Raw genomic sequence first — 21,835 nt, 5'->3', positions numbered from 1 at the left:
ATTTTGATCATATTAAATATTTTGAAAGGCTGAAATATTTCAGCCTTTCCAATTTTAAATTTTTTTTGATTTTTTCCATTCACTTACCAATTTCGGCCGACAACGTGGTCGTAAGTTGAGGAAGTACCACGATTTATTTCAATACGTGGTTGGCTCCCAGTCACCTGTCCAGTATGGTCGATCTGACATCCAGAAGAGCATACCGCTGCTTTGATGACATTCTCGTATGGGTCGTGGAGATATTCCTTGCCTCCGTTCTGAGAGAATGTGTAATCCAAATCGATATATATTATATCATAGGGATTAGCATTGAATTTCCACCAGTCCTCGGTATGACTCGAATATAGTCCAAAATAGGTTATATCATTATCGGGTACATTTATAAGCTCTGCAGTCGAATACGAAGACCCTCCTGCGGCTGAAGCTACACTTACCATTAATGTCGCAAGCAGCAGTGTCATAGCCGAAACGCCTATTATCTTGCTTATTTTCATTCTTTTTCACCTCCTTTTTCATTTACTCCGGAGGCAAAACCAGGCAAGTCTTTAATACTTTGAAAGTCCTAACCTTATTTGCCTACGGGCCATTGGGATTCAACCGCACTTTGGATGGTTCAGTTGAACCCCATGTTTTTTTTATAGTCAGTAAAATCCATTTTTGGAGTTTTATCTCCCCAACCTGCCAACTTTACTGACCCATTTTTTTGTACAGGATTTATTCATCTGTACACCAATCTTATTTCCATGCATTGTATTTAAATATATCGCTTTTTTTTTGAATTACTACAAAAAACTAAAAAGAAATGTTTAAATAACAAATTATGCTCTAATATATTGAAAATGATTCATATTTTTATGAATCAAAGCGGGGAATAAAATGGTTTTAAAGAATCCATATATATCAATCCTTAAATTGAAAGGAAGTATAGTTGACATCTCTGTCGTGGCTGTAACATGCGCCGTTTTAGGAGTCTGGGATTACAGGGCAGCTATTGCAATCCTTGCAGGAATAATGGTCCACAGCGGTTGCGATATAATAAACGACATCTATGATATCGAGATAGACAAAATATGCAAACCAAATGGAGCTATAGCATCCGGTCAGATCTCTGTGAAAAATGCGTGGATATACATGATATTGTTATTTTCAACAGCCCTCGTTCTTTCGATCGGCCTGAGCCTTATCCTCTCCATATGTTTCTTAATCGGAGGAATCATTGTCGGCGGCATCATGTACTCACATCCTTCATTCAGGTTCAAAGACAAACCCGGAATTGCGATGGCGGTTATGGCATTGTATTTTGCTCTGGAATCGATAGGTGTCTGGAGTATATACGCACAGATCAATGCAGATAGCCTGATGGTTGCTATTTATATTTTCACACTGGTATTCTCCCTCACATTCATGAAGGATTTTAAAGATGTGGCAGGCGACATAAATTCATTGCCGCTGTTGCTGGGTATTCGCAGAGCAGCAATAGTATGCAGCGCACTGACAATACTGCCTCTTATCCCAATGATATATGCTGTCACAAAATATTCATATCTGGCTCCGGCTGCTGTAATCTATATCGTTCTTATTATCGGGTGCATAAAAATCCTGCTGAGAAATCCGGTAGCGGAAGGGCATAGACTTAAAGACAGGATGATCCTGGCATTGACTGTTCCGAATTTTATTATGCTACTTCTTAAGATGGAGGTATTTCTATACTGATAATGCAATTATTACAATGCATCAGGCGCACCGGACTTTTCAATATGGAATATTTCTTTCAATTTTTTTATAGCAGGCTTATCAATGAAGAAATTGCTTATTGTCCTGTATTTGTTGATAAGCAGACTTACTTTGATATTCGGATACCTGCTGACAAGATAATTCTTGCAATAAACCGCAGCGTCCTGATCCGATGTTGCCCTGCCGATTATTACCCCCATCTGTCTATCACCATAACAGTAGTAGACATCCTGAAGGATAATACAACCTGAAACCATTGGAGTTACAACAATATCCCCTGTACTTGATGCATATTCATCAGCCATAACCACATGCATTTTTTCAATCTCAAGCAGTTGTTCCTCATTTTGCGTTTCTGCAAGTATTATAAATTCAGTTGGCAGTCCAACACGTTTCCAGTTTGGAACAATTGTATAACGGTCGATCATTCCGTCCTCCTGCATGGTTCGTGTGTGATATGCAGTAGAATTCCCGTCCTTGAAATTCATTATTTTTGCAAGCTCCGCATTGGTCATTTTGCTGTCGGCAAGCAGGGACAGCAGAATAAACATGTCTGTTTCATTTAAATGCGATACTTCAGATATAATCTGTGCGGTTTTTTTAACTCTTTCCGGAATTATCTCATTCATTATAATCAACGACAATAATTATTCGCTTTACTAAAATAACTTTCGATAAACAAAAAATCAGGAATTTCTATGCACCGGTTTTTCACTGGTATATGAAATTCTCAGATATCTTGGTATATTTCTCCAGTTCTTTCTTGGGTTCAATTGCTTTATGAATTCATCATCTAATTGGAATTCCCAGAACAATTTCAAAAACCTTATAAATGAACCCAGCGAAATTCCGGTGTGATCAAATATGGTCGTTAAAGTAGGTTTTATTAAACTTGGAAATCTTGGAACCTCACAGGTAATAGATCTATTACTTGATGAGATAGCAGCGAGAGAGGGAATAGCAGTCCGTGTATTCGGAACCGGTGCAAAGATGGGGAAGGATGAAGCCGCAGAAACAGCATCCTTCAAGAATTGGGGGCCGAATTTTGTTGTTATGATCAGCCCCAACTCAAGTGCGCCAGGCCCGACAGCAGCACGCGATGTCTGGAAAGATACACCCACAATAGTAGTATCCGACGGCCCAACAAAGAAAGAGGACAGGGAAAAACTGGAACAGGCAGGCTTTGGATACATAATCCTCCCGGTTGACCCGTTGATCGGCGCAAAAAGGGAATTCCTTGATTGCGTTGAGATGGCTACCTTCAATACAGATGCTTTAAAGGTATTATCTATATGCGGCGCAATAAGGCTGGTCCAGACCGAGATCGACAAAGTGATAGACCAGGTAGCGGCAGGTACAAAACCACTTGTGCTCCCCAAGATCCTTGCAAAACCTGATAAATGTGTGGAGAGCGCGGGATTCAACAACCCATACGCTAAGGCAAAAGCCCTGGCAGCCCTGCACATCGCCACCAAGGTAGCAGAGATCGACTTTCCGGCATGTTTTGTTTTAAAAGAGGCAGATCAGGTAGCCATAGCAGCAGCATCAGGCCATGAAGCCATGCGCGCGGCAGCAAGACTTGCTGATGAAGCCCGCGAAATGGAAAAAGCAAATGACTCAGTGCTCAGGAAGCCCCATGCAAAAGATGGCAGATTGCTGACCAAGACAAAATTACTGGAGAAGCCCCAGTAACAGTAAAGTGAACCTCTTCACAGCAAGTTGTGAAAAATAATCAAAACATCCTATCAGGAAGCATTTTTGCTTCCTGCTTTAACTTGTATCTTCATTGCCAAATCTTAAATAATAATAAACTGCTTTTGAAATTGCTTCTCTTACATGCGCTTCTCGTGTTTTCACTTTCAACGCAATAATATCATCCTGGGGAAAAATAGATTGTACATGAACCAGGTTTTTTGGTTCGTTTCCTTCTCCCAATAAGCTGGCTGGATTTTCTTTATTATTATCATTTTTTAAAAGCATCCCATTTCTTCGCATCTCTTTTTCAGCCTTTCGTTTTTGTTTTTCGCGCTCTTCGATCAGTTTAATGGCAGTTATAAGTTTCATATTTTTCAACCCGGTCAGTTTATGTCATGATAATAAGTATCATGATTTCACAAAGATAAAAAGATACTTCACACAAAAAGGCTACAATATAATTTCAAAGAATATTATAAATATCTATATTAAAAAGAAAATCCAAAATGAGAGATATGTTTTTGAACCCACCCCACAAGGAATAATTTATATTTTGATCTGTTCCGGCAAAAATCCTTTCTTAATAAGAACTTCTTTCATTCTGCTTTTATGATTTCCCTGAAGTTCGATAACATTATCTTTTATAGTACCACCGCATGCGAATTTTGATTTGAGATAAGATGTTAATTCCTGCAAATTAATCTCGCTTGGATTAAGACCATCGATCACAGTTACTTCTTTTTTATATTTACGTGTATCTACCTTAATTACTATTCTCTGTTGTTCTTTTGCTACTTCTTCGCAGATGCAAAGCTCTTTTGGCAAGCCGCATACAGCACACATTTCTGAACTCATTTATTGGATTAATACCTCCATTCTTATATTACACAAGATTGTTATATAGCTACTTGATGCTTCCCGTATTAAAATATGATGGTGTAATGATAGCAAATAACATTGAGTTTGCACGAACAATGGCAAAACAGGCAATGGGGTTGATGTTCCGGAGAAGTATTCTCCCGGATTATTCAATGATATTTATCTTAAAAAAACCATCCGAGGTCAATGTTCACATGCTCTTTGTATTTTTCCCGATCGATGTAATATTCTTAAATAACGAAAAAAAAATCATGGGCTTTTCAGGATTAAAACCCTGGGTTGGATATAAAACAATGGAGGACATCAAGTATGTTCTTGAAATGAAAGCAGGAACAATCGTAAAATTCAATCTGTCTATAGGCGGACAAATGGAATTTGATGAAAATTTAAATAGATAGAATATAACTGGAATAATAGAATATTAATTAATATTATGACACTCAAAGGAAAATTAACTGGAGATAATGTATTACTTGAAAAAAATGCAATTGAAGAATTGCATAATAAGAGTTATTATGGGCGGCCTAAGGGTGACAACCTCGAAGTTTCTCTTACCGAAACCGCCTTTCTCATTTATATGGGAAAAATAAAAGTTGAATTTGGGGGAAAAGAAATTGGTTTTGAGGATTTTTTCCTGAAAGCATCCTCACTACTAAAAAATTTTGAATTATTTTATATCGTTTATAAAGATATGAGGGAACGCGGATATTATGTCCAGCCAGGGGTAACTGGCTTTCGTGTTTATCCACGTGGTGGACACCCCGGAAAAACACCGGCTGAATTTTTCATGTTTGTAACTTCAGAAAGGATACCTCTATTACTATCCCAATTAAGGACTCATCTCGGGACGGTCGAGAACCTTAAAAAACGCCTGGTTCTTGCTATAGTTGACGAAGAAAGTGATATTACATATTACGAGGTGAAAAAAATCACTCCGACAGGCACTTATGAATTAAAATTGGGTAAAAAGCTGTCAACTGCGATCCTGCTTGAAGACAGGGTGATTGTCTGGAATCCGGATGCTTCTTTAGCACTTCAAAAAGATGGTTTTTTTGGCAAACCTATGGATGAAGGCCATCTGCAATTATCGCTCATTGAATCATGTTATCTTTTAAAAAAAGGGATACTGGACATTGAGAACAGGAACAAAGAACTGCTTGATTTTGATAGTTTTTCTAAATCAGCTTCAGGCATAGAATCAAATTTCATGGTAAAATATTCTGTTTATGAAAAACTAAGGAATGAGGGACTCGTTCCGAAGACAGGATTTAAATTCGGGACGCACTTTCGGGTCTATAAGAACATCAAAAAAATTGAGAATACTGAGAATATTGAGGACATCAAGAAAACTGATGATATGATAAAACTGCCCCATTCAGATTATCTTGTCCATGCAATAGAAGAGGATCATGTTTTTTCACTGCAGCAGCTTTCACGCGCAGTGCGCCTGGCCAACAGCGTAAGAAAAGAAATGATTTTTGGCACAGTCGATTCGCATGTTGATTTTTTTATGATAGGGCGGATGCGACTGTAACCTGTATTTATTCTTCTTCTTCTTTCTGTTTTCTTTTTACTACTTTTTCAAGTTTCTTAGCCCACATATCCTCTACTTTTGTATATTCACACTCAAGGTAATGAGAAACTGCTTTTGCAATTGCATCTTTGGTGCTTGTCTCCCCTGTTTTTTGTTTAAGTGCTTCAATATCATCTTCTGTAAGAACTGTTTGTGCGTGCATTATTTTTGCCATTTTATAACTCCTTAAAAAAAAGCAATGCCACCACATATAGGCATACTTTTAATTACTACCTCATTATCATAGGATAGTATTTAAACATTACTGATAAAAATAAAAAACGCTATGGTTTAGACCTGATTATCCTCAATATCATAAAAGAACTTATGATCATAAGAATCAGGCTAACTGCATCAAAACCAGGAGTTTCGTTATTTTCTTCTGTTTCTCCTGTAGCCTTCACTGTAGCTTTGATTTCTGTCTTTCCTGATGTAGCAAAACTCTTTTCAGCAAGATTTAATTCATTCTCGGCATATCCAATGAATTCAAGAGCAGATGTGTCATCTTTTTTCCAGAACGAAGATAGGGCTGAATTTGCATTATTTGTATTATAATCTTCAGCTTGCTTAAGGTATGCTTCAGATTCTGTGACATCAATACCTTTCGTTTTTGCTTCTTTTATTTGTTTGGATAATGTCTTTGATCTTTCATCGATATCTGCTATTTTTTTTAATATTTCTGAAAATGAGCCTTTCAGTATAATAGTGTCCTTCATATGCAGATTTTCCGGGGTCCATGTCGGAACCATATGACTATTCTGGAAAAGTATCCTGAATGGTTTGGGTGTTACTGATGTCACTTCAATTCCTTTTGGCAAGAATACCTGGCTCCTGATATCTGCGTCCTGAGAAACCCCGATATCCGCAGTTTTCCCGGCTATTATTGCCTGCGGCATATCAATGGGAATTTCAATTGAATAATTGCCGTCTACTTTCCTGGCAAAATTCTCTGCCCTGAAACCGATACGCCCGTTCCATGTTTCGCCGGTTTTTATAGACGTATTGAAATTCACGGTCAATTTTATTCCATTTCCAACAATCTGCTGTTCTACTACCTGGCCTTTTGAGCTGAAAGTATGTTCGAAATCATATATAACTATAATATTCGATGCAGGGACTACGAATGAAATACCATCAAGAGGTGATGGGCCGCTATTTGCAACTTCAACCTGTATTAACTCATCCACCATGCCGTCTTCATTCACAGTTACGTTCAATATCCAGCGGTTAAGGCTTATATCTGCTGCCGATGCCGGAAAAATCATCAACAAGACAATAATAAAACAAACAACAATTTTTTTTATGGACATATAAAATCTCCGATCCTATTGTTTACTTTTAAAACTAATAACTTTTGCGTTCTGTAAATAATTGTTGTTACTTAATGTTACTTAATAATTTGTACTACTTCCCCTGTTCTTTCGTATGCCCTTAGCCCCGAAGGTAAATTATCAATGAGCTCTTGCGATCTAAGCCCTTCCAGGAATTTCTTAATCTCATCATATTCCATAATTCTTTTTGGAATCACAAAATCATATTCCTCATCAGCTATTTTTATGAATTTTAGATCATTCAGTTCTGCAACTGTACGAATTCCTACCCCGACATCTGCTTTACCCAGCTTTACCGCAGCAGCGACCGCACTGTGGGTTTTTGCTTCAGTATGATAACCTTTTATCGAATTAGCGAGTTCTTCAAAAGATATTCCACGCTGCTTTGCGACCTCCTTTAGCTTTAGATCGGTCATGACTCTTGTTCCCGAACCGGTATTCCTGTTAATGAACCTAGCATTGATCAAATCCTCAAATTCTTTTATTTCGCTGTCCTTTCGTATTATCAGGCCCTGTTCCCTGAGGTATCCTTTTATAAGAACAACATTAAAAAGCCCGGTTCTTTCAAGAAAAGTAATGTTATAGACACCGGATTCATCAAGGAGATGCACTCCGGCTATATCAGCAATATTGTTTTTGACCGCACTTATTCCGCCAGATGAACCCACATTTATTATTCGCATTTTAAGTCCGGTTAGGTCTGCGAGCGTATCAAGACCAAGACAATGGCTGCCAACAAAGAATATATCCGGTTTTTCAGGTTCTCCGTACAATGTGACTTCAACATCATCGCCTGCTTCTATGATCTCAACTGTTGGCGGGATCTCTATAAAACCGTCCGCCTCGGAAAGCGTTGTAATAGCTCCCGACCCTTTTTCGATAGGATAAGCGATACCCCTTATAAGACCCACAGGAAGAAGCTGGCTTCTGCCCTCGGAACGTATCCTTATAGCCGCTCTGGCATGTGTTTTATTATTTATGTTTGTTTTTCCGGTCATTTTCCTGATCAATGGCGCTACAAATTCATTGAAAATCGTAAGAGATGAAGCCGGATATCCAGGGAGCCCAAAAACAGGTTTTCCAAAAACCTTTCCGATAATTGCAGGTTTTCCAGGCTTTATATCAATCCCATGGGCAAGGACTGTGCCATTTTCTTCAATTATCCTGTACATTATGTCGCCAGAACCCGCTGACGTGCTTCCTGACGTGAGAATGAGATCACAATTTTTTGAGAGTTCACTTAATGCTTTTCTGATCTTTGTTTCATCATCCCTTACATTAAAGTAACGGATAGGAGTGCCTCCGCACTCACTGACCGCGCATGAAAGCGAAAAAGAATTCACATCATAGATCTCACCTGCGTCAAGTGGGCAGCCTGGTGCTTTCAGTTCATTTCCGGTTGAGATTATTCCCACTGTAAGCCCGAAGACGCTTATTTTCGGTTTACCAATCGCGCAAAGAACACCTATTTCCCGTGCACCAAGACAGGTTCCCTTTCTTAAAACCCTCTCCCCGGCCATTATATCCGAACCTGCCTGCATAACATTTTCATTAATGGAGACAGGACGGTGGATAAAAACATCTTTATCAAAATGTGTGTACTCAACCATAACAACGGAATCCGCCCCTTCAGGCATTACTGCACCGGTTGCGATTTCAGCGGCCTCTCCCTTTTGAAGAAAAACACCGGGATCTATTCCTGCAGGGATGGATCCGATAATTTTAAGCCGGATCGGCCTATCCTCACGCGCAGCGTAAGTATCAGACGCATAAACTGCATAACCATCCATCGATGCCCTGGTAAAAGGGGGAACATCCACCTGCGAAACAACATCCATTGCAAGGGTATGTCCAGAAGCGCCTTCTATATCCACTTCGAATATCTGGGGTTTAATATCAAGGCTGTTGATGATCCGCCTTGCTTCATCACGGGTTACAAGTTTCCTGAATTCTTTTCTCACATGCATTATCATGAATCCTGTGGTTAAATCGTTTTCCGGAATTTTAGAAAATCTATTCAGATATTTTTTTGTACAACTTATACATTTATAATAATATATGTCAAGTGTAACCTTTCTCGGAACTGGTGGTGGAAGGATGGTTGTTCTTAACCAGTTGCGAAAAAGCGGCGGGTTCTGGTTAAAACTTGATGACCTGAATATCCTCCATGATCCGGGGCCCGGTTCCCTTGTAATGATACACCAGCTTGGCCTTAAACCAAGAGATCTTGATGCTATTATTTTATCCCACAGGCATATAGATCATTCATGTGATGTGAATGTTGTAACGGAAGCAATGACGGGTGGAGGATTTACTCCAAGAGGGCACTTGATCGCGCCTTCTGATTGCTTTAATTCTGACCCGGTTATACTCCAGTATGTGAGGCCATTTGTTGAAATAAATGAAATTAAAAAAGGAATGGAAATAACCCTTAAGGATATCACAATGAAGTTCCCTGTCGAAAATATGCATCCTGTGGAAACTTACGGGGTCATTTACACATTCAGATCAGGGCGCCTGGGATATATTCCCGATACTGAATATTTTCCAGGACTGGTAACTGCTTATGAGGGTGTTGATTACCTGATTCTTAATGTTGTGCGGATGAAGACCGATAAAAGGATCCGTCACCTGAATATGGATGAGGCGGCAGAGTTGATCAACATGATAAGACCGAAAAAGGCTATATTGACCCATTTCGGTTTACAGGTTTTGAAATCATCCCCGGAGCACCAGGCAAAGCTCATATCAGAAAAAACCGGTGTGGAAGTCATTGCTGCCCGGGATGGCATGACAGTGAATTTTAAGAACGGGAATGTTAATAATAGTAATGTTTAATGCTATTCATGTGCTAAAACAGATTCATTATGAAGGACATTACTGCTGAATTGAGAACTGCCCTATACGGCAGGAGCAGTGTTTTTATGGGCTCTGCAGAGACGCCCACCGAGCGTATTGTGTACCATATATTGTATGAAAATATCAGTGATAAAAAAAACGTTATATGGATATGCCTGAGGGACACACCAAATACAATACTTTCCAAGTTCTCCTCCTATGAGCTGCCTCTGGCAGGATCGATTGAGAATATATGGTTTGTTGATGCCACTATCATCGGAGACAAAACAATTGCGCATCAGACCTCCCGGTGCAATCCCATGGACTACACATGTATGATCATGGAAGTAGTTAAATTGCTGAAAAAATATCCTGCATCCCTGGTTATGCTTGACAACATTGGCATGATGGCGTTGCTTGATCGTCTGGATGTTATTGTGCGTCCCCTGAAATACCTGGATACAAGAATACGGACCGAAGGAGGGGGTCTTGTGACAATGCTGGTAAATAAAGCATTACCGGGAAGCGTTGAATCTGAACTTCTTGGACTTATCGATGTTATCATCAGGGTTGAACAAAACGAAATTCATGCACAGGTGGGAAGCAAAGAATTGAGCATTCCGTTTTGCTTCACAGGCAGTGAGCTTATACTTGGTAGCGTTAATGCAGATAAAGATCTACAGGAATTATTCAGCCTGACATCTGAAGAAAAGAAAAAACTGGAGCGTGAAGTAGAGGAGAAAGCGCATCTTTATGGGGAACCAGTTGATTGATTGATCCGTTCCCAGAGTTGCGCGATCTGTTTACTGTATTCCGAATTGGGATAAGCATGTACCATGATCTTTCTTGACCAGGCGCCTGCCATTGCTTCGTCATAAAGGATAACTCCGATAGGCTCAAGACCTAATTTTCGGCTCAGTTCTTCAAGCGTTTTTTTTGAAGCTTCATATTTATTTTTAGGAAGCTTGTTGAACAGGATCCGTGGCCTGGATCTCAAACGCTGGGCCACACCGGAAATAACATAAGTTCCCCGGATATCCTGTTTATCCAGTGTACATACTATAATGCTGATTTCTGTCGTACCCATGATAAGTAGGCTTGACCTGTTAAGCCCTGGGCTGCAATCAAATATTATATGGTCGGGATTATACCTGGTCTGGAAATCCCGCAGTAACGCCTGAAGCTTTTCTTTTGCCTGGGCAGGGTCTTTTGAGAAGCTCACAATATCTTCCTCAGTTGCATATGACGGGATAATATAAAGCTCCCCCTCACCTCTCTTGTGTACGATATCTTCAAGTGCTGCCTTGTTCTGGACGTAATCTACTAATGTCTTTTTGGTATTCAGGCTAAAAAGTGCATGAATGCCCGGGCCTGAAAAATCAGTGTCTACCAGTCCGACTTTATAACCCTTGCTGACAAGATAGCAGGCAAGGTTCCCTGATATATTCGTCTTGCCTGTCCCGCCCTTATAAGAATGAAAGCTTATCCACATTTCTTGCACCTTAAATAAATTCTATCCATAATATCTTAACCCAGTATCTCTTCAAGTTTCTTATCCAGTTCATCTATTGATCTGATCACTTCAGGAGACTCTTCCTCTTTCTTTTTTCGTGATGAGTAGTATACTTTTTTTCCGACCCGTTCTCGTTTTAGCCAGCCCGCCCTGACAAGTTCATTAAGGTATTTATTCTCAATTGACCTGTGACGGCCTGTTCGAATGCACACTTCGTCCGCAGTTGCCTTTGATAATTCTGATACTGCAAAAAGTGATTTCCTTAAACTGTCTGGGATTGTGAGGTATAGAGCAATCTGGTCTTCTACAACCGGGTGAAGACGCGATTCAATCTCTCCTACCCTGCGTTCAAGTGACTGAAGCCTTTTCTCAAAGACCTTCATATTATCATTTGAGTGTGTTTCCATATTTGAATTCATTTTATCTCCAGTGCACAAATGCAAGTCGCAGAATTGGAACGTGATGAGCAACCTTTGCACATTTACAGTATACTGTGCAAACACATATATATACCTAATCAATGTATTACGAAAAGCAACTAAAAAATGTATATGCAAATGTTATCTTTTTGCACAAAATTTAAATATTGGTATGGACATATTATGCAATTGTGAGGAAGTTGCACAATAACGCCTCTTCATCCACCCTCCATGCTGCAACTTCCCTCAATATAAAAGCTATATCCCATGAAACAAATATGGCTTCTATATGGCAAACATCGGGCTTATCGCACCTACTCCTTTAGAATCAGCAGGCTTGAGGTGCCAGATCAAACCTTCGCCTCATGAAGAACAGGGAGTTATTATGAAGGGTTATTTACACAGGCATCATGTTATTTTTTCCCATTGCGGCGTAGGCAAGGTGAATGCGGCGCACTCCACAACCCTTATCCTTGAAAACAACGAAATAGATTTCCTGCTACTTTTCGGTATTGCTGGCGCATATTCAAATGCAGCTATCGGAGATGTTGTGGTTGCAGAGACTGAGAATTACGGAGAGGAAGGAGTAATGACCGGCGAGGGATGGAAACCTATGGATTTCACAGGTTTTACACTTCTGAAAAATAAAATCGAATATTTCAATACTTTCCTGATGGACCGGAAGTTATTGAAGCTTGCAATAAATGCTTCAAAAGACATTGGATTGAACACGCATGCAGGTCATTTCATAACAGTATCCCAGTGTTCCGGAACACGCATTAGCGGTGATATCATGCAAAAGCGTTTTAATGGCTTATGTGAAAACATGGAAGGTGCAGCTGTAGCCCATATTTGTTCCATGTACGATATCCCGGTGATCGAGGTCAGGGGAATAAGCAATATTATTGAGGACAGGGATATGAAGAAATGGAACATTCCTCTTGCGGTATCGAATTGTAATAAGGCAGTCAGTGAACTGATCAGGAAGATGGAATGAAAATCTCTATAGGTTATTCACCATGTCCCAATGACACATTTACTTTCTATGCTCTGACCCATAATAAACTATCTTCCGATGTTGAATTCAGGGAAACTTTAAAAGATGTGGAAACCCTGAACCGCCTGGCTTTGCAGAAAAAATTTGATGTAACGAAAGCCTCATTCCATGGATTTGGTTTTTTAAGGGACGATTATTGTCTCCTGCATTCGGGAAGCGCTCTCGGTAGAGGTTGCGGGCCTCTGATAGTGGCCAGGAAAAGAGTAGGTCAACAGGAACTCAGTTCGAAAAAAATTGCCATACCCGGAAAAATGACAACTGCTTATCTGCTATTGCAATTGTTTGCGCCAGATGCGAAAAATATTGTTGAGATGCCTTTTGACAGGATCATGAACGCGGTTAGCATGGGTACCGTTGATGCAGGCTTGATAATCCATGAGAGCCGTTTTACTTATCCACAATATGATCTTGTAAAAGTAATGGACCTGGGTGAATGGTGGGAAAATGAAACAGGTTTACCTATCCCGCTTGGAGGAATCCTTGCAAGAAGAGACCTGGGAGCAACCGTGATCGGGAAAATCGATGGGTTCATCAGGCAGAGTCTGGAATATGCATTCGAGCATCCTGAAGAAACAGTGGAATATATCAAAAAGAACGCACAGGAGCTTGATGACGATGTGATTGAACAGCACATCAGGCTATATGTAAATGATTATACGAGGGATTTAGGGGACGGCATCGTCGCAGTAGAAAAACTGCTGAAAACAGCAGAGGAATTAAATCTTATTCCGCATTCTGGAAAAACGATTTTTGTTGATTAAAGGAAATTCTTTATCAAATCATCACTTGACTGTCTGTTGTTGCCATCATTTATTTTAATGATTTTCTGGGCTTTCCTTTTTGCCGGGGGGCAGCCTGAACATTCATATATAAAATGGATAAAACCTGTTTCCGGGTTCTCCACTGTATTTTTGTGTTCATATTCTGTGTTGCAATCCGAACATATTCCGACTATCGGGACTATTTCATTACAATGATTGCATTTACGAACAACAACATTGATCACTTCATTCTTTGTATTGATCGCAGATAATGAATATTCGTCATCGCACTTGATTTTTAATTCTGAAACCATATTCCATTTTAACTTAATAATAACAGGATATATTAAAACTTTACGGGTTTTTTGCGATAATCCCAAAATCATGCAAAACAGAACATTTATTTTTACAGACGTTATCATAAGAAAGAGGTGAACAGTTTGACCGAATTATTTACATCTAAAATAGATTATCTACGCGCTATCGAAAAAGGCTGCTTACATTGTGGCGACAAACACAAACCGGATTGCCCTGTGGGAATGGCAAAAGCGCAAATCAATTGTACCAACGATTTATTAACAGAATTTTATAAACGTAAATAAACCAAAAGCTATTATATTCCTGAAGGTATCAGGGCATCCTGTGACCAGAATAGCAGTGCTTGCTTCAGGAAGAGGTTCAAACCTCCAGGCTATCATAGATAGTATTGAAAATGGCTATCTGAAAGCTAAAATATGTGTTGTGGTAAGCGATATAGGAGATGCTTACGCACTGGAACGCGCCAGGAAACACGGAATAAATTCTTTTCATGTAGATCCGAAGGGATTTGGATCAAAGGACTTATACGAGGAAGAGATCCTGAGAATTTTGAAAAACAATAATGTTCAACTTATACTTCTTGCAGGATACATGAAAATTCTCGGAAAGACACTGCTTACCGCATATAAGAACCGCATACTCAACATCCATCCTGCGCTACTTCCTGCTTTTCCCGGCCTTCATGCGCAGGAACAGGCATTCAGGTATGGTGTAAAAGTTGCGGGATGCACAGTTCATTTTGTGGATGAAGAACTTGACTGCGGACCCATAATACTGCAAAAATGCGTGGAAGTGAAAGAAGACGACACGGACCAGACTCTTGCGGAAAGGATACTTGAGCAGGAGCACAAGATTTATCCCGAAGCGGTTAAATTATTCGTCGAAAATAAGCTGCGTCTTGAAGGACGGAAAGTGAAGATCATAAAATAAATTACGATGAATCATACGATAGATCATATGATAACAGAATAACTTAAGAGGAATTATTATGCCGTTAAAAACAATAGATCCTGAAATTTATGAAATAATGAGACATGAAATTGAAAGGCAAAGAACCAAACTCAACCTGATAGCCTCTGAGAACTATGCAAGCCGCGCAGTCCTGCAGGCGCAAGGCTCTGTAATGACAAATAAATATGCTGAAGGATACCCGGGTAAGAGATATTACGGAGGCTGCGAGTTTGTGGATGCCGCAGAAAATCTTGCAATAGACAGGGCAAAGAAACTATTCAGGGCAGAACATATCAATGTACAGCCGCATTCAGGGTCGCAGGCGAATATGGCAGTTTATTTTGCTATGCTCAAGTACGGGGATACGATAATGAGCATGGATCTGTCGCACGGTGGTCATCTTTCACATGGCAGTCCTGTGAATTTTTCAGGAAAATTATTTAAGATAGTCCCGTATGGTGTTTCAAGGCAGACAAAAGCGATAGATTATGATGAATTATCAAAAATCGCAAAGGAACACAAACCAAAGATCATAGTTGCAGGAGCAAGCGCATATCCACGTGAACTTGATTTTAAAAGATTCAGGGAAATTGCAGATGAGGCAGGGGCGATGTTGCTTTCGGATATTGCGCATATTGCAGGATTGGTTGTTGCAGGAGTACACTGTGACCCTGTGCCATATTCGGATTTTGTTACAACGACAACGCATAAGACCCTGCGTGGACCGCGCGGCGGCATGATAATGTGCAGGGAAGAATATGCAAAAGATATAGATAAGACGGTTTTCCCGGGGATGCAGGGCGGTCCTCTTATGCATGTAATAGCAGCAAAAGCAGTGGCATTTAAAGAAGCGATGAGTAAAGAATTCAATGACTACCAGAAGCAAATCGTGAAAAATGCAAAAAAAGTTGCTGGTGAATTGATGATGCGAGGCAACGAACTTGTATCAGGGGGCACGGATAACCATCTTATGCTTGTTGACCTGAATCCGATTGGCATAACCGGCAAGGAAGCTGAAGCAAAACTTCAGGAAGCAGGTATTATCCTTAACAAGAATACTATTCCTTTTGAGACAAAAAGCCCCTTCATTACAAGCGGTATCCGGATAGGCACGCCGGCTGCAACTACACGGGGAATGAAGGAAAAGGAAATGATAATTATTGCAGAGGCGATCGACGAGGTCATCCGGAACATTAATGATGCAAATAAGATCAAGGAAGTAAGGAGAACCATTCTTGAGCTTTGCAACCAGTTCCCGATCCCATACGAGTGAGGTAACTGATGGAGCCGCTTCCCGAGGTTACTGATCCCAGAATAATAGATGGGAGAAAAATAGCACAGGATATTGAAGCTAAAGTAAAGAACGAAGTTGAGGTATTTGTAAAAGAACATGGCACAAAGCCGGCTCTTGCCACAATTCTTGTAGGGGAACATCCCCCGTCAAAACTGTATGTAAAACTTAAACACTGGGCTGCAAAACGCGTTGGTATCATATCAGAAGACCACAAATTTCCCCATGAAACAGAACAGGAAGAGATAATCGGGCTCATAGATACCTTGAACAGGCGTCCGGAGATACACGGCATACTCGTACAGCTGCCTTTACCCAAACATATTGACGAACGCATAGTGATGATGAAAATAGCGCCAATTAAGGATGTGGATGGTTTCAATCCTCTCAATATGGGTAAAATGCTAATCGGAAGCGAAGGTTTTGTTCCCTGTACTCCTAAAGGGATAATAAGGGCACTTTCTGAACATAACATCGACCCGAAAGGAATGGAAGTTGTTGTTGTCGGGCACAGCAATGTTGTGGGAAAGCCTGCCGCGATTATGCTTTTAAACCGCAATGCGACTGTGAAGATATGTCATGTTTTTTCAAAGGATCTTAAGAGCCAGACACAAAAAGCCGATATCCTCATTGTGGCAACAGGCGTGCGGGGACTGGTCAAAGCTGATATGGTGAAGGAAGGGGCGATCGTTTTTGATGTAGGTATTACCTGGCAGGATGAGAAGGTCTATGGGGATGTGGATTTTGAAGACGTTTTGCCAAAGGTAAAATTGATATCGCCTGTTCCCGGAGGCGTGGGTCCCATGACGATAGCCATCCTTATGGAGCATACGCTGGAGGCAGCGAAAATCCAGAGTGAATAGGTCATCAAAAAAAACAGAAGGGCGCAGGCATCAAGCGAGCGCCCCGGCAGTCTGGTAACAGACTGATATCTGATCGATCACACTAAGTTTATTATTGTATTCCTGGTTATTAAAATATGCCGTCAAAGATTGTGTTTCGCCGTATTTCAAAACTCAATCCCCCAACCTATTAACTTCACACCTCACTACCTTTTCCTCACACCTCCTCTTAACCCCTTCAAAAATCTCTCTATAATAATCCTCCCCTCTTAAAAAAATCCTTTCATAATCAGCAAGCAGCTCAGGCTTAAATCCTGCAATAAATCCCCGAACCCTCTCCCATACTCCCTCCTTCAGCCTCAACCTATCAACAAGCATATACTTCGGTTTCACCTTTGCGATGGTATCAACGAGCGCATCAACATCAGTAATATATGGCATTACCGGCCCCAAAAAAACCCATGTATTAATCCCATTTTTCGAAAGTTCCTCCAGCGCACGTAACCTCTCCTCAACAGTCGATGCGCCAGGTTCCATTTTTGCCCTCACGCTCTCATCAAGCGCTGTAAGAGTGACACCCACTTCCAAGTTTGAAAAACTTTTCAGCAAATCCATATCCCTCAATACAAGTGACGATTTTGTCTGGATGCAAACCGGGAAATCATGCAATGACAGCAGTTCAAGGCACCGGCGCGTAATTTCATATTTCTTCTCAGCAGGCTGGTAAGGATCAGTAACCGTTCCAAGCCCCACAACACCTTTTTTCTTTACCCTGAGTTCTTTTGAAAGTATCCGTGGCAGATTCACTTTTACCTCCACAAGCTCGCCCCATTTCCCTTTATCCCAGTGAATGACCGAGGGCGCGTAGCAATAGACACAGGCATGCGCGCAGCCCCTGTAGGGATTAAGGGCATATTCAAGCCCGGGAAGTTTTGAAGGTGAGAGAGCAGTTTTTACTTTTACTTCTTTTATCATTTGATGACCTTAGCATTTATGTAAAGAAATCCTCAAGTCCTCTCTGGTATAATGTATTTTTCAAAACCGTACTTTCCTTGATCCACCGGGCTTTCGGGATAACAAGCCTTGTAGAGATGTATGAAAAAGCATCATCAAGAGATGAGAATTTTTTAGGCGCTGCCTTAAGGGCTGCCCGGACATTCTCCCTTACATTCCACACGCCCACTGGCATGATATAACCGGGATGGGCTTCCCTCAAGATCACAACGCGCGCCTGCCGTCTTTCTTTTACGAGATATTCATTCACTGCAAGCCGCGCAGCATAATAGCAGCCCCCGATTTCAGCATAAGTCGTGCGCCCTTCATAACCCTCGGAAGATGACATTATTGCCACATCTTTCCCGAACGGGTTCCATACAGTATTTGGATACCATGCCTCAATAAGTTCATAGCTCCAGGCGCGGGGTATCATCATTACGGCAAACCTGTTATCAAGCTGCCACGACTCAAAAACAAGATATTCATTAATAAGGGGAAAATCCTTCATTTTCTCCATAAGATTCGCGCCTATCATGCTGTCAACTGCTGTTATGCTCCACCTTGTCGGAACAAAGCGGCGCGCTTTTCCTTCCCCGAATGCACCCACAGAGAACGCTTTCTGGATGCTTGATATGATCGTATCTTTTTTATAAAGCTCCAGGACTGCATCTTTTGCTTTGAGGTCAGTATCATTAAATGCCTTCTCCATCCTCCGGTCGAATTTTGTGTTCCCTACATCGATCTTTTTAAGCGGAGCCGTCGGGCCAAAAGGCTGGACTTCATCATCCAGTACGAGCCTTGCATGTGGTTTTTTCAAGAATTCAGCCTCTACATCAATAGGAGATGCACAAAGAGCCATCTCGCGGGTAGCTTCTACGATGCGGCTGCTGTCAAGGTCTCTTATATGAACAAGATGTTTTCCCCGGACAAGCTGCGAGCGAAAATCCACTATCTCATCGATACTTTTCCCGAGCCACATTTCAGGGGTATCAAGAAGGGTCGTATCGCCGTGTGTCGGGGGAATAAGGGGCCCAACAGAAACATAAGGGTAGCCGATCCTGCCTATAAAAACCCCCGGCGGGGAAGAGCCATCGATATTCAGGCTGTCTGTCAGGGATTTGACTTTCACGTTCGAATAGAATTTGACAAGGACCGGACACCTCTGCTTGCCGCATAGCAATTTTGAACCGCGGCAGAGGATGCACAGGGCATCGCTCTGGCCGCTAAATAGCGAATCCGGGCTTTCCATATATCAGTTGATGATACAAAAGGATATAAAATAAATGCAAGCTATCTGAAAGTGATTGCCCTTACAGTGTTGGTCGTGGTCGTCTTCAATAAATGAAGCTCTCCACTCCGAACTCACCTATGGTACGGATCTATCTCGCCAATCGAGCTGTACATTGCGTTGCGCAAAGCAAGGTCTCGTGGGTCCTCCAGGTATCTATTCATCCGATTGGGGGCGTATCCGTATCCTATCTTAGCCTCCGGGTCTGCAAACCCAAATGACCCTCCCGATCCCGCCATTCCAAAGGAGCCCGGATGACCGAAAGGATTCTTCGGACCGGGCTTTGCGAAACCGAGTGAGAATCGGATGTCCACTTTCAGGGCTTCATCGTGGAATCCATGCACAGGCGCGACAGGTGGTGCCATGAGCTGCCGGAGTGTTTCCTCTCGCAACCCAAGCTCTTTTCCGCCCGTCGCAAAGACGCTGTATGCACGGGCAATGGCGCGAGCTGTTCCCACTCCCCCACCTGCTGGAACTTCGAAATTCCTGGCATAGATGCGTTCTTTATCCAGAGGTAAGAGCGATCCCAGCAATGCACGTCTGATGTTCGAGCGCGGGTTCATCACAGCGAGGAAAAAGGGGATAGGCAGGCGAGCGCGGAACGTTGCCAGAGAGAGGTTAGCTTGCTCGAGGGTAGCCAGTCTCGTATTGGGAATTTCTTCGGGCAGGCGAATGTAGAAATCCAGTCCAAGCAGAGCTGCAATCTCATCCTGAAAGTACTGCCCTAAGCTTCGGTGTTTGGGATCGACTCTGCGCAAAAGCTCGCTTTCGTAGTATCCAAGGGTCATGCCATGGTATGCCTGCCGCGTTCCCGGCTCCCATACCGGTTTCTGCCGCGCCAGGACCACAGCCAGCCGGTCGAGATCTGCTATGATGCTCTTGTCCCCTGTCTCATCAAAGGCAAACAATCCGGCCTGGTGCGCCAGCAGTTGCCGGACGGTGATATTATCCTTACCCTGTTGGGCAAACTCCGGCCAGTACTTCGAGATACGCTCATCGTAATCAAACAAGCCCCGCGAATTGGCAAGCGCCATAGCCAGACCGGACATTCCCTTTGTTGCGGAGAACACAATCACCATCGTATTTTCTTCCCAGGGTTCGCAAGTTCGCTTGTTCCGGACGCCGCCCCACAGGTCAACGACTTTTTCACCACGGTAGTATATGCAACAGGCGGCCCCAAGCTCATTGCGGCGAGTAAAGTTCTCGACGAACGCTTCCTGCACGGCCTCAAACTCCGGCTTTACATGACCCGATATTGCGACGTTTGTTTGCTTCATCTTCATGCCTCAATTATGCTGCTTTATAAACTGTGCTACTTCTGACCGCACTTCCTCCTCTTGTCCGGTCAGCAGATGACCGCCGGTTTCAAACCCTATGAATTTCGCACCAGGTATATTTTCGGCAGTATATTTAGCTGCATCAAAAGTTTTCCATGGGTCATCGGCAGCGCTAATTACCAGTGTCGGCGCAGTGATATTCTCCAGTGGATACCGATTAAGGGACGAGGCAATCTTACCCTCATTAACCATTCCATCTATACGCGGACTGAACGGGAGCAAACTTCGCATGAGATCATCCTTTTGTGCGTCCGTGAGCCTGGCCTGGGATGATGGAGGCACTCCTATGGTATAGAGCACACTCGATGGGTATACTTTCATTGCAATCCAGAGTGGAAAATCCGATTTGAATATCATACTAAGTATGAATGGCAAAGGTACCGGTCTTGGGCTTTCAACAGGTTTGTCGGGGGTATAAGTTCCGGGCACTATCAACACCAGCGAAGAAGTCCTCTCAGGATAGCGCAGGGCAAATTGCATAGATGAAGGTGCTCCAGCCGAGACGCCCATGACAGCTACCTTGCTTATATTAAGTGCATCAAGCAGGCAAGCATGTGCATCTGCCTGGGCAGCCGGGGAAGCATCTTGAGGAAGCGGTGTGCGCAGGTAACCAAAACGCGAAGGGGCGATAATGCGGAAACTTTCGCCCACACTATCCCGTGCTATCCACAGCCCCTGGTCATACCCACCGCCAGCCCCGTGCACCACAAGCACAGGAGGGCCTTCTCCCATTGTGGCATATTCGATCGTGCCGCATCTGGTCTCTATTACCTGGCTTCCTGACATAACCCGCTCTCGTGCTGCACGGATGTCGCTTCGATAGCTCGGGTAGGTCGCAATCAAGATCACTGCTATGATACCGCCCAGAATTATGATTATTAGTGAAAGTCGGGACATAAGTCTAACCTCCAATAATTCCCTATATATAGTTTATTGAGTAAACTATTAAAACGTATCGTACAGGCTGTCCCAAAACTTCCTATTTTTAAAAAAAATCACTAGTTCTACATTT

25 protein-coding genes are annotated in these 21,835 nt (G+C 42.1%); 11 read left to right on the top strand and 14 right to left on the bottom strand.

Annotated features, from left to right (window positions below; genetic code table 11):
- Positions 1 to 83: 83 nt before the first annotated feature.
- The gene (locus tag CL181_RS08870) at positions 84 to 494 is read right to left on the bottom strand and encodes a hypothetical protein (protein ID WP_097298954.1); all 411 of its coding nucleotides are present in this window, start codon (positions 492 to 494) and stop codon (positions 84 to 86) included.
- A 382-nt stretch (positions 495 to 876) separates the two neighbouring features.
- Between CL181_RS08870 and CL181_RS08865 the strand changes: the two genes are divergently transcribed.
- Positions 877 to 1,713, top strand: a complete 837-nt coding sequence (locus CL181_RS08865; protein WP_097298953.1) for a UbiA family prenyltransferase — start codon at positions 877 to 879, stop codon at positions 1,711 to 1,713.
- Positions 1,714 to 1,724: 11 nt separating this feature from the next.
- On the opposite strand, the gene CL181_RS08860 is transcribed toward CL181_RS08865, so the two are convergent.
- On the bottom strand, positions 1,725 to 2,363 hold the full coding sequence (locus CL181_RS08860; protein WP_097298952.1) for a hypothetical protein: 639 nt from the start codon (positions 2,361 to 2,363) through the stop codon (positions 1,725 to 1,727).
- 235 nt (positions 2,364 to 2,598) lie between these two features.
- On the opposite strand from CL181_RS08860, the gene CL181_RS08855 reads away from it, so the two are divergent.
- On the top strand, positions 2,599 to 3,426 hold the full coding sequence (locus CL181_RS08855) for a F420-dependent methylenetetrahydromethanopterin dehydrogenase (RefSeq protein ID WP_097298951.1): 828 nt from the start codon (positions 2,599 to 2,601) through the stop codon (positions 3,424 to 3,426).
- Between the two features lie 78 nt (positions 3,427 to 3,504).
- On the opposite strand, the gene CL181_RS08850 is transcribed toward CL181_RS08855, so the two are convergent.
- Together CL181_RS08850 and yciH are read right to left on the bottom strand one after the other, a co-directional pair.
- Entirely contained in the window at positions 3,505 to 3,798 is a 294-nt protein-coding gene (locus CL181_RS08850) for a DUF5371 family protein (RefSeq protein ID WP_097298950.1), read from the bottom strand.
- Between the two features lie 177 nt (positions 3,799 to 3,975).
- The gene (gene yciH / locus CL181_RS08845; protein ID WP_097298949.1) at positions 3,976 to 4,284 is read right to left on the bottom strand and encodes a stress response translation initiation inhibitor YciH; all 309 of its coding nucleotides are present in this window, start codon (positions 4,282 to 4,284) and stop codon (positions 3,976 to 3,978) included.
- Positions 4,285 to 4,340: 56 nt separating this feature from the next.
- Here yciH and CL181_RS08840 point away from each other — a divergent pair, with 56 nt between their 5' ends.
- On the top strand, positions 4,341 to 4,706 hold the full coding sequence (locus CL181_RS08840; protein ID WP_097298948.1) for a DUF192 domain-containing protein: 366 nt from the start codon (positions 4,341 to 4,343) through the stop codon (positions 4,704 to 4,706).
- Between the two features lie 35 nt (positions 4,707 to 4,741).
- On the top strand, positions 4,742 to 5,842 hold the full coding sequence (gene endA, locus CL181_RS08835) for a tRNA-intron lyase (protein WP_097298947.1): 1,101 nt from the start codon (positions 4,742 to 4,744) through the stop codon (positions 5,840 to 5,842).
- Positions 5,843 to 5,849: 7 nt separating this feature from the next.
- Here the strand turns inward: endA and CL181_RS08830 are convergent, their stop codons facing one another.
- The 3 genes from CL181_RS08830 to CL181_RS08820 all read right to left on the bottom strand — a co-directional run bounded on the left by CL181_RS08830 (position 5,850) and on the right by CL181_RS08820 (position 9,179).
- Complete coding sequence (locus CL181_RS08830) at positions 5,850 to 6,056, bottom strand: DUF5371 family protein (RefSeq protein WP_097298946.1); 207 nt, start codon at positions 6,054 to 6,056, stop codon at positions 5,850 to 5,852.
- A gap of 109 nt (positions 6,057 to 6,165) precedes the next feature.
- A complete protein-coding gene (locus CL181_RS08825) occupies positions 6,166 to 7,191 on the bottom strand; it encodes a hypothetical protein (protein WP_097298945.1) in 1,026 nt (341 codons plus the stop codon).
- 77 nt (positions 7,192 to 7,268) lie between these two features.
- Positions 7,269 to 9,179, bottom strand: coding sequence for a molybdopterin biosynthesis protein (locus CL181_RS08820; RefSeq protein ID WP_255251504.1), 1,911 nt, complete (start codon positions 9,177 to 9,179; stop codon positions 7,269 to 7,271).
- A 91-nt stretch (positions 9,180 to 9,270) separates the two neighbouring features.
- Here CL181_RS08820 and CL181_RS08815 point away from each other — a divergent pair, with 91 nt between their 5' ends.
- Together CL181_RS08815 and CL181_RS08810 are read left to right on the top strand one after the other, a co-directional pair.
- A complete protein-coding gene (locus tag CL181_RS08815; RefSeq protein WP_097298943.1) occupies positions 9,271 to 10,050 on the top strand; it encodes an MBL fold metallo-hydrolase in 780 nt (259 codons plus the stop codon).
- A 29-nt stretch (positions 10,051 to 10,079) separates the two neighbouring features.
- Positions 10,080 to 10,823, top strand: coding sequence for a hypothetical protein (locus tag CL181_RS08810; protein ID WP_097298942.1), 744 nt, complete (start codon positions 10,080 to 10,082; stop codon positions 10,821 to 10,823).
- On the opposite strand, the gene CL181_RS08805 is transcribed toward CL181_RS08810, so the two are convergent.
- Both CL181_RS08805 and CL181_RS08800 read right to left on the bottom strand, forming a co-directional pair.
- Positions 10,802 to 11,542 carry a MinD/ParA family protein gene (locus CL181_RS08805; RefSeq protein WP_097298941.1) on the bottom strand — a complete coding sequence of 247 codons (741 nt, stop codon included), beginning with the start codon at positions 11,540 to 11,542 and terminating at the stop codon, positions 10,802 to 10,804. The genes CL181_RS08810 and CL181_RS08805 overlap by 22 nt on opposite strands.
- Before the next feature lie 35 nt (positions 11,543 to 11,577).
- Positions 11,578 to 11,982: a hypothetical protein gene (locus CL181_RS08800; protein WP_097298940.1), complete on the bottom strand. Its 405-nt coding sequence runs from the start codon at positions 11,980 to 11,982 to the stop codon at positions 11,578 to 11,580.
- Between the two features lie 289 nt (positions 11,983 to 12,271).
- Here CL181_RS08800 and mqnB point away from each other — a divergent pair, with 289 nt between their 5' ends.
- Both mqnB and CL181_RS08790 read left to right on the top strand, forming a co-directional pair.
- On the top strand, positions 12,272 to 12,979 hold the full coding sequence (gene mqnB / locus CL181_RS08795) for a futalosine hydrolase (protein ID WP_097298939.1): 708 nt from the start codon (positions 12,272 to 12,274) through the stop codon (positions 12,977 to 12,979).
- Positions 12,976 to 13,800, top strand: coding sequence for a menaquinone biosynthesis family protein (locus tag CL181_RS08790; protein ID WP_097298938.1), 825 nt, complete (start codon positions 12,976 to 12,978; stop codon positions 13,798 to 13,800). Before mqnB ends, CL181_RS08790 begins: the two co-directional genes overlap by 4 nt.
- Here CL181_RS08790 and CL181_RS08785 read toward each other — a convergent pair.
- On the bottom strand, positions 13,797 to 14,114 hold the full coding sequence (locus tag CL181_RS08785) for a hypothetical protein (RefSeq protein ID WP_141398852.1): 318 nt from the start codon (positions 14,112 to 14,114) through the stop codon (positions 13,797 to 13,799). The two genes, CL181_RS08790 and CL181_RS08785, sit on opposite strands and share 4 nt — an antisense overlap.
- Positions 14,115 to 14,442: 328 nt before the next feature.
- Here CL181_RS08785 and purN point away from each other — a divergent pair, with 328 nt between their 5' ends.
- The 3 genes from purN to CL181_RS08770 are packed head-to-tail and all read left to right on the top strand — an operon-like array spanning position 14,443 to position 17,223.
- Positions 14,443 to 15,048, top strand: coding sequence for a phosphoribosylglycinamide formyltransferase (gene purN, locus CL181_RS08780; protein ID WP_097298936.1), 606 nt, complete (start codon positions 14,443 to 14,445; stop codon positions 15,046 to 15,048).
- Positions 15,049 to 15,103: 55 nt separating this feature from the next.
- On the top strand, positions 15,104 to 16,342 hold the full coding sequence (gene glyA / locus CL181_RS08775; RefSeq protein ID WP_097298935.1) for a serine hydroxymethyltransferase: 1,239 nt from the start codon (positions 15,104 to 15,106) through the stop codon (positions 16,340 to 16,342).
- An 8-nt stretch (positions 16,343 to 16,350) separates the two neighbouring features.
- Entirely contained in the window at positions 16,351 to 17,223 is an 873-nt protein-coding gene (locus tag CL181_RS08770) for a bifunctional 5,10-methylenetetrahydrofolate dehydrogenase/5,10-methenyltetrahydrofolate cyclohydrolase (protein ID WP_097298934.1), read from the top strand.
- 153 nt (positions 17,224 to 17,376) lie between these two features.
- Here the strand turns inward: CL181_RS08770 and CL181_RS08765 are convergent, their stop codons facing one another.
- From CL181_RS08765 to CL181_RS08750, 4 genes are all read right to left on the bottom strand, one after another.
- Positions 17,377 to 18,177, bottom strand: a complete 801-nt coding sequence (locus CL181_RS08765) for a radical SAM protein (protein ID WP_097298933.1) — start codon at positions 18,175 to 18,177, stop codon at positions 17,377 to 17,379.
- Positions 18,178 to 18,193: 16 nt separating this feature from the next.
- Positions 18,194 to 19,447: an Nre family DNA repair protein gene (locus CL181_RS08760; RefSeq protein ID WP_097298932.1), complete on the bottom strand. Its 1,254-nt coding sequence runs from the start codon at positions 19,445 to 19,447 to the stop codon at positions 18,194 to 18,196.
- A 113-nt stretch (positions 19,448 to 19,560) separates the two neighbouring features.
- Positions 19,561 to 20,763, bottom strand: coding sequence for a serine hydrolase (locus CL181_RS08755; protein WP_217993131.1), 1,203 nt, complete (start codon positions 20,761 to 20,763; stop codon positions 19,561 to 19,563).
- Between the two features lie 9 nt (positions 20,764 to 20,772).
- Positions 20,773 to 21,720 carry an alpha/beta fold hydrolase gene (locus CL181_RS08750; protein WP_097298930.1) on the bottom strand — a complete coding sequence of 316 codons (948 nt, stop codon included), beginning with the start codon at positions 21,718 to 21,720 and terminating at the stop codon, positions 20,773 to 20,775.
- Positions 21,721 to 21,835 lie beyond the last annotated feature (115 nt).

This window comes from Candidatus Methanoperedens sp. BLZ2 (assembly GCF_002487355.1).
Classification (GTDB): Archaea; Halobacteriota; Methanosarcinia; order Methanosarcinales; family Methanoperedenaceae; genus Methanoperedens.
This window is presented reverse-complemented; position numbering and strand designations above follow the sequence as displayed.

Bases quoted from the DNA above. Each gene is read 5' to 3' on its own strand.
- CL181_RS08870 (WP_097298954.1), bottom strand. From the start codon at position 494: ATGAAAATAAGCAAGATAATAGGCGTTTCGGCTATGACACTGCTGCTT.
- CL181_RS08865 (WP_097298953.1), top strand. From the start codon at position 877: ATGGTTTTAAAGAATCCATATATATCAATCCTTAAATTGAAAGGAAGT.
- CL181_RS08860 (WP_097298952.1), bottom strand. From the start codon at position 2,363: ATGAATGAGATAATTCCGGAAAGAGTTAAAAAAACCGCACAGATTATA.
- CL181_RS08855 (WP_097298951.1), top strand. From the start codon at position 2,599: ATGGTCGTTAAAGTAGGTTTTATTAAACTTGGAAATCTTGGAACCTCA.
- CL181_RS08850 (WP_097298950.1), bottom strand. From the start codon at position 3,798: ATGAAACTTATAACTGCCATTAAACTGATCGAAGAGCGCGAAAAACAA.
- yciH (WP_097298949.1), bottom strand. From the start codon at position 4,284: ATGAGTTCAGAAATGTGTGCTGTATGCGGCTTGCCAAAAGAGCTTTGC.
- CL181_RS08840 (WP_097298948.1), top strand. From the start codon at position 4,341: ATGCTTCCCGTATTAAAATATGATGGTGTAATGATAGCAAATAACATT.
- endA (WP_097298947.1), top strand. From the start codon at position 4,742: ATGACACTCAAAGGAAAATTAACTGGAGATAATGTATTACTTGAAAAA.
- CL181_RS08830 (WP_097298946.1), bottom strand. From the start codon at position 6,056: ATGGCAAAAATAATGCACGCACAAACAGTTCTTACAGAAGATGATATT.
- CL181_RS08825 (WP_097298945.1), bottom strand. From the start codon at position 7,191: ATGTCCATAAAAAAAATTGTTGTTTGTTTTATTATTGTCTTGTTGATG.
- CL181_RS08820 (WP_255251504.1), bottom strand. From the start codon at position 9,179: ATGCATGTGAGAAAAGAATTCAGGAAACTTGTAACCCGTGATGAAGCA.
- CL181_RS08815 (WP_097298943.1), top strand. From the start codon at position 9,271: ATGTCAAGTGTAACCTTTCTCGGAACTGGTGGTGGAAGGATGGTTGTT.
- CL181_RS08810 (WP_097298942.1), top strand. From the start codon at position 10,080: ATGAAGGACATTACTGCTGAATTGAGAACTGCCCTATACGGCAGGAGC.
- CL181_RS08805 (WP_097298941.1), bottom strand. From the start codon at position 11,542: ATGTGGATAAGCTTTCATTCTTATAAGGGCGGGACAGGCAAGACGAAT.
- CL181_RS08800 (WP_097298940.1), bottom strand. From the start codon at position 11,982: ATGAATTCAAATATGGAAACACACTCAAATGATAATATGAAGGTCTTT.
- mqnB (WP_097298939.1), top strand. From the start codon at position 12,272: ATGGCAAACATCGGGCTTATCGCACCTACTCCTTTAGAATCAGCAGGC.
- CL181_RS08790 (WP_097298938.1), top strand. From the start codon at position 12,976: ATGAAAATCTCTATAGGTTATTCACCATGTCCCAATGACACATTTACT.
- CL181_RS08785 (WP_141398852.1), bottom strand. From the start codon at position 14,114: ATGGTTTCAGAATTAAAAATCAAGTGCGATGACGAATATTCATTATCT.
- CL181_RS08770 (WP_097298934.1), top strand. From the start codon at position 16,351: ATGGAGCCGCTTCCCGAGGTTACTGATCCCAGAATAATAGATGGGAGA.
- CL181_RS08765 (WP_097298933.1), bottom strand. From the start codon at position 18,177: ATGATAAAAGAAGTAAAAGTAAAAACTGCTCTCTCACCTTCAAAACTT.
- CL181_RS08760 (WP_097298932.1), bottom strand. From the start codon at position 19,447: ATGGAAAGCCCGGATTCGCTATTTAGCGGCCAGAGCGATGCCCTGTGC.
- CL181_RS08755 (WP_217993131.1), bottom strand. From the start codon at position 20,763: ATGAAGCAAACAAACGTCGCAATATCGGGTCATGTAAAGCCGGAGTTT.
- CL181_RS08750 (WP_097298930.1), bottom strand. From the start codon at position 21,720: ATGTCCCGACTTTCACTAATAATCATAATTCTGGGCGGTATCATAGCA.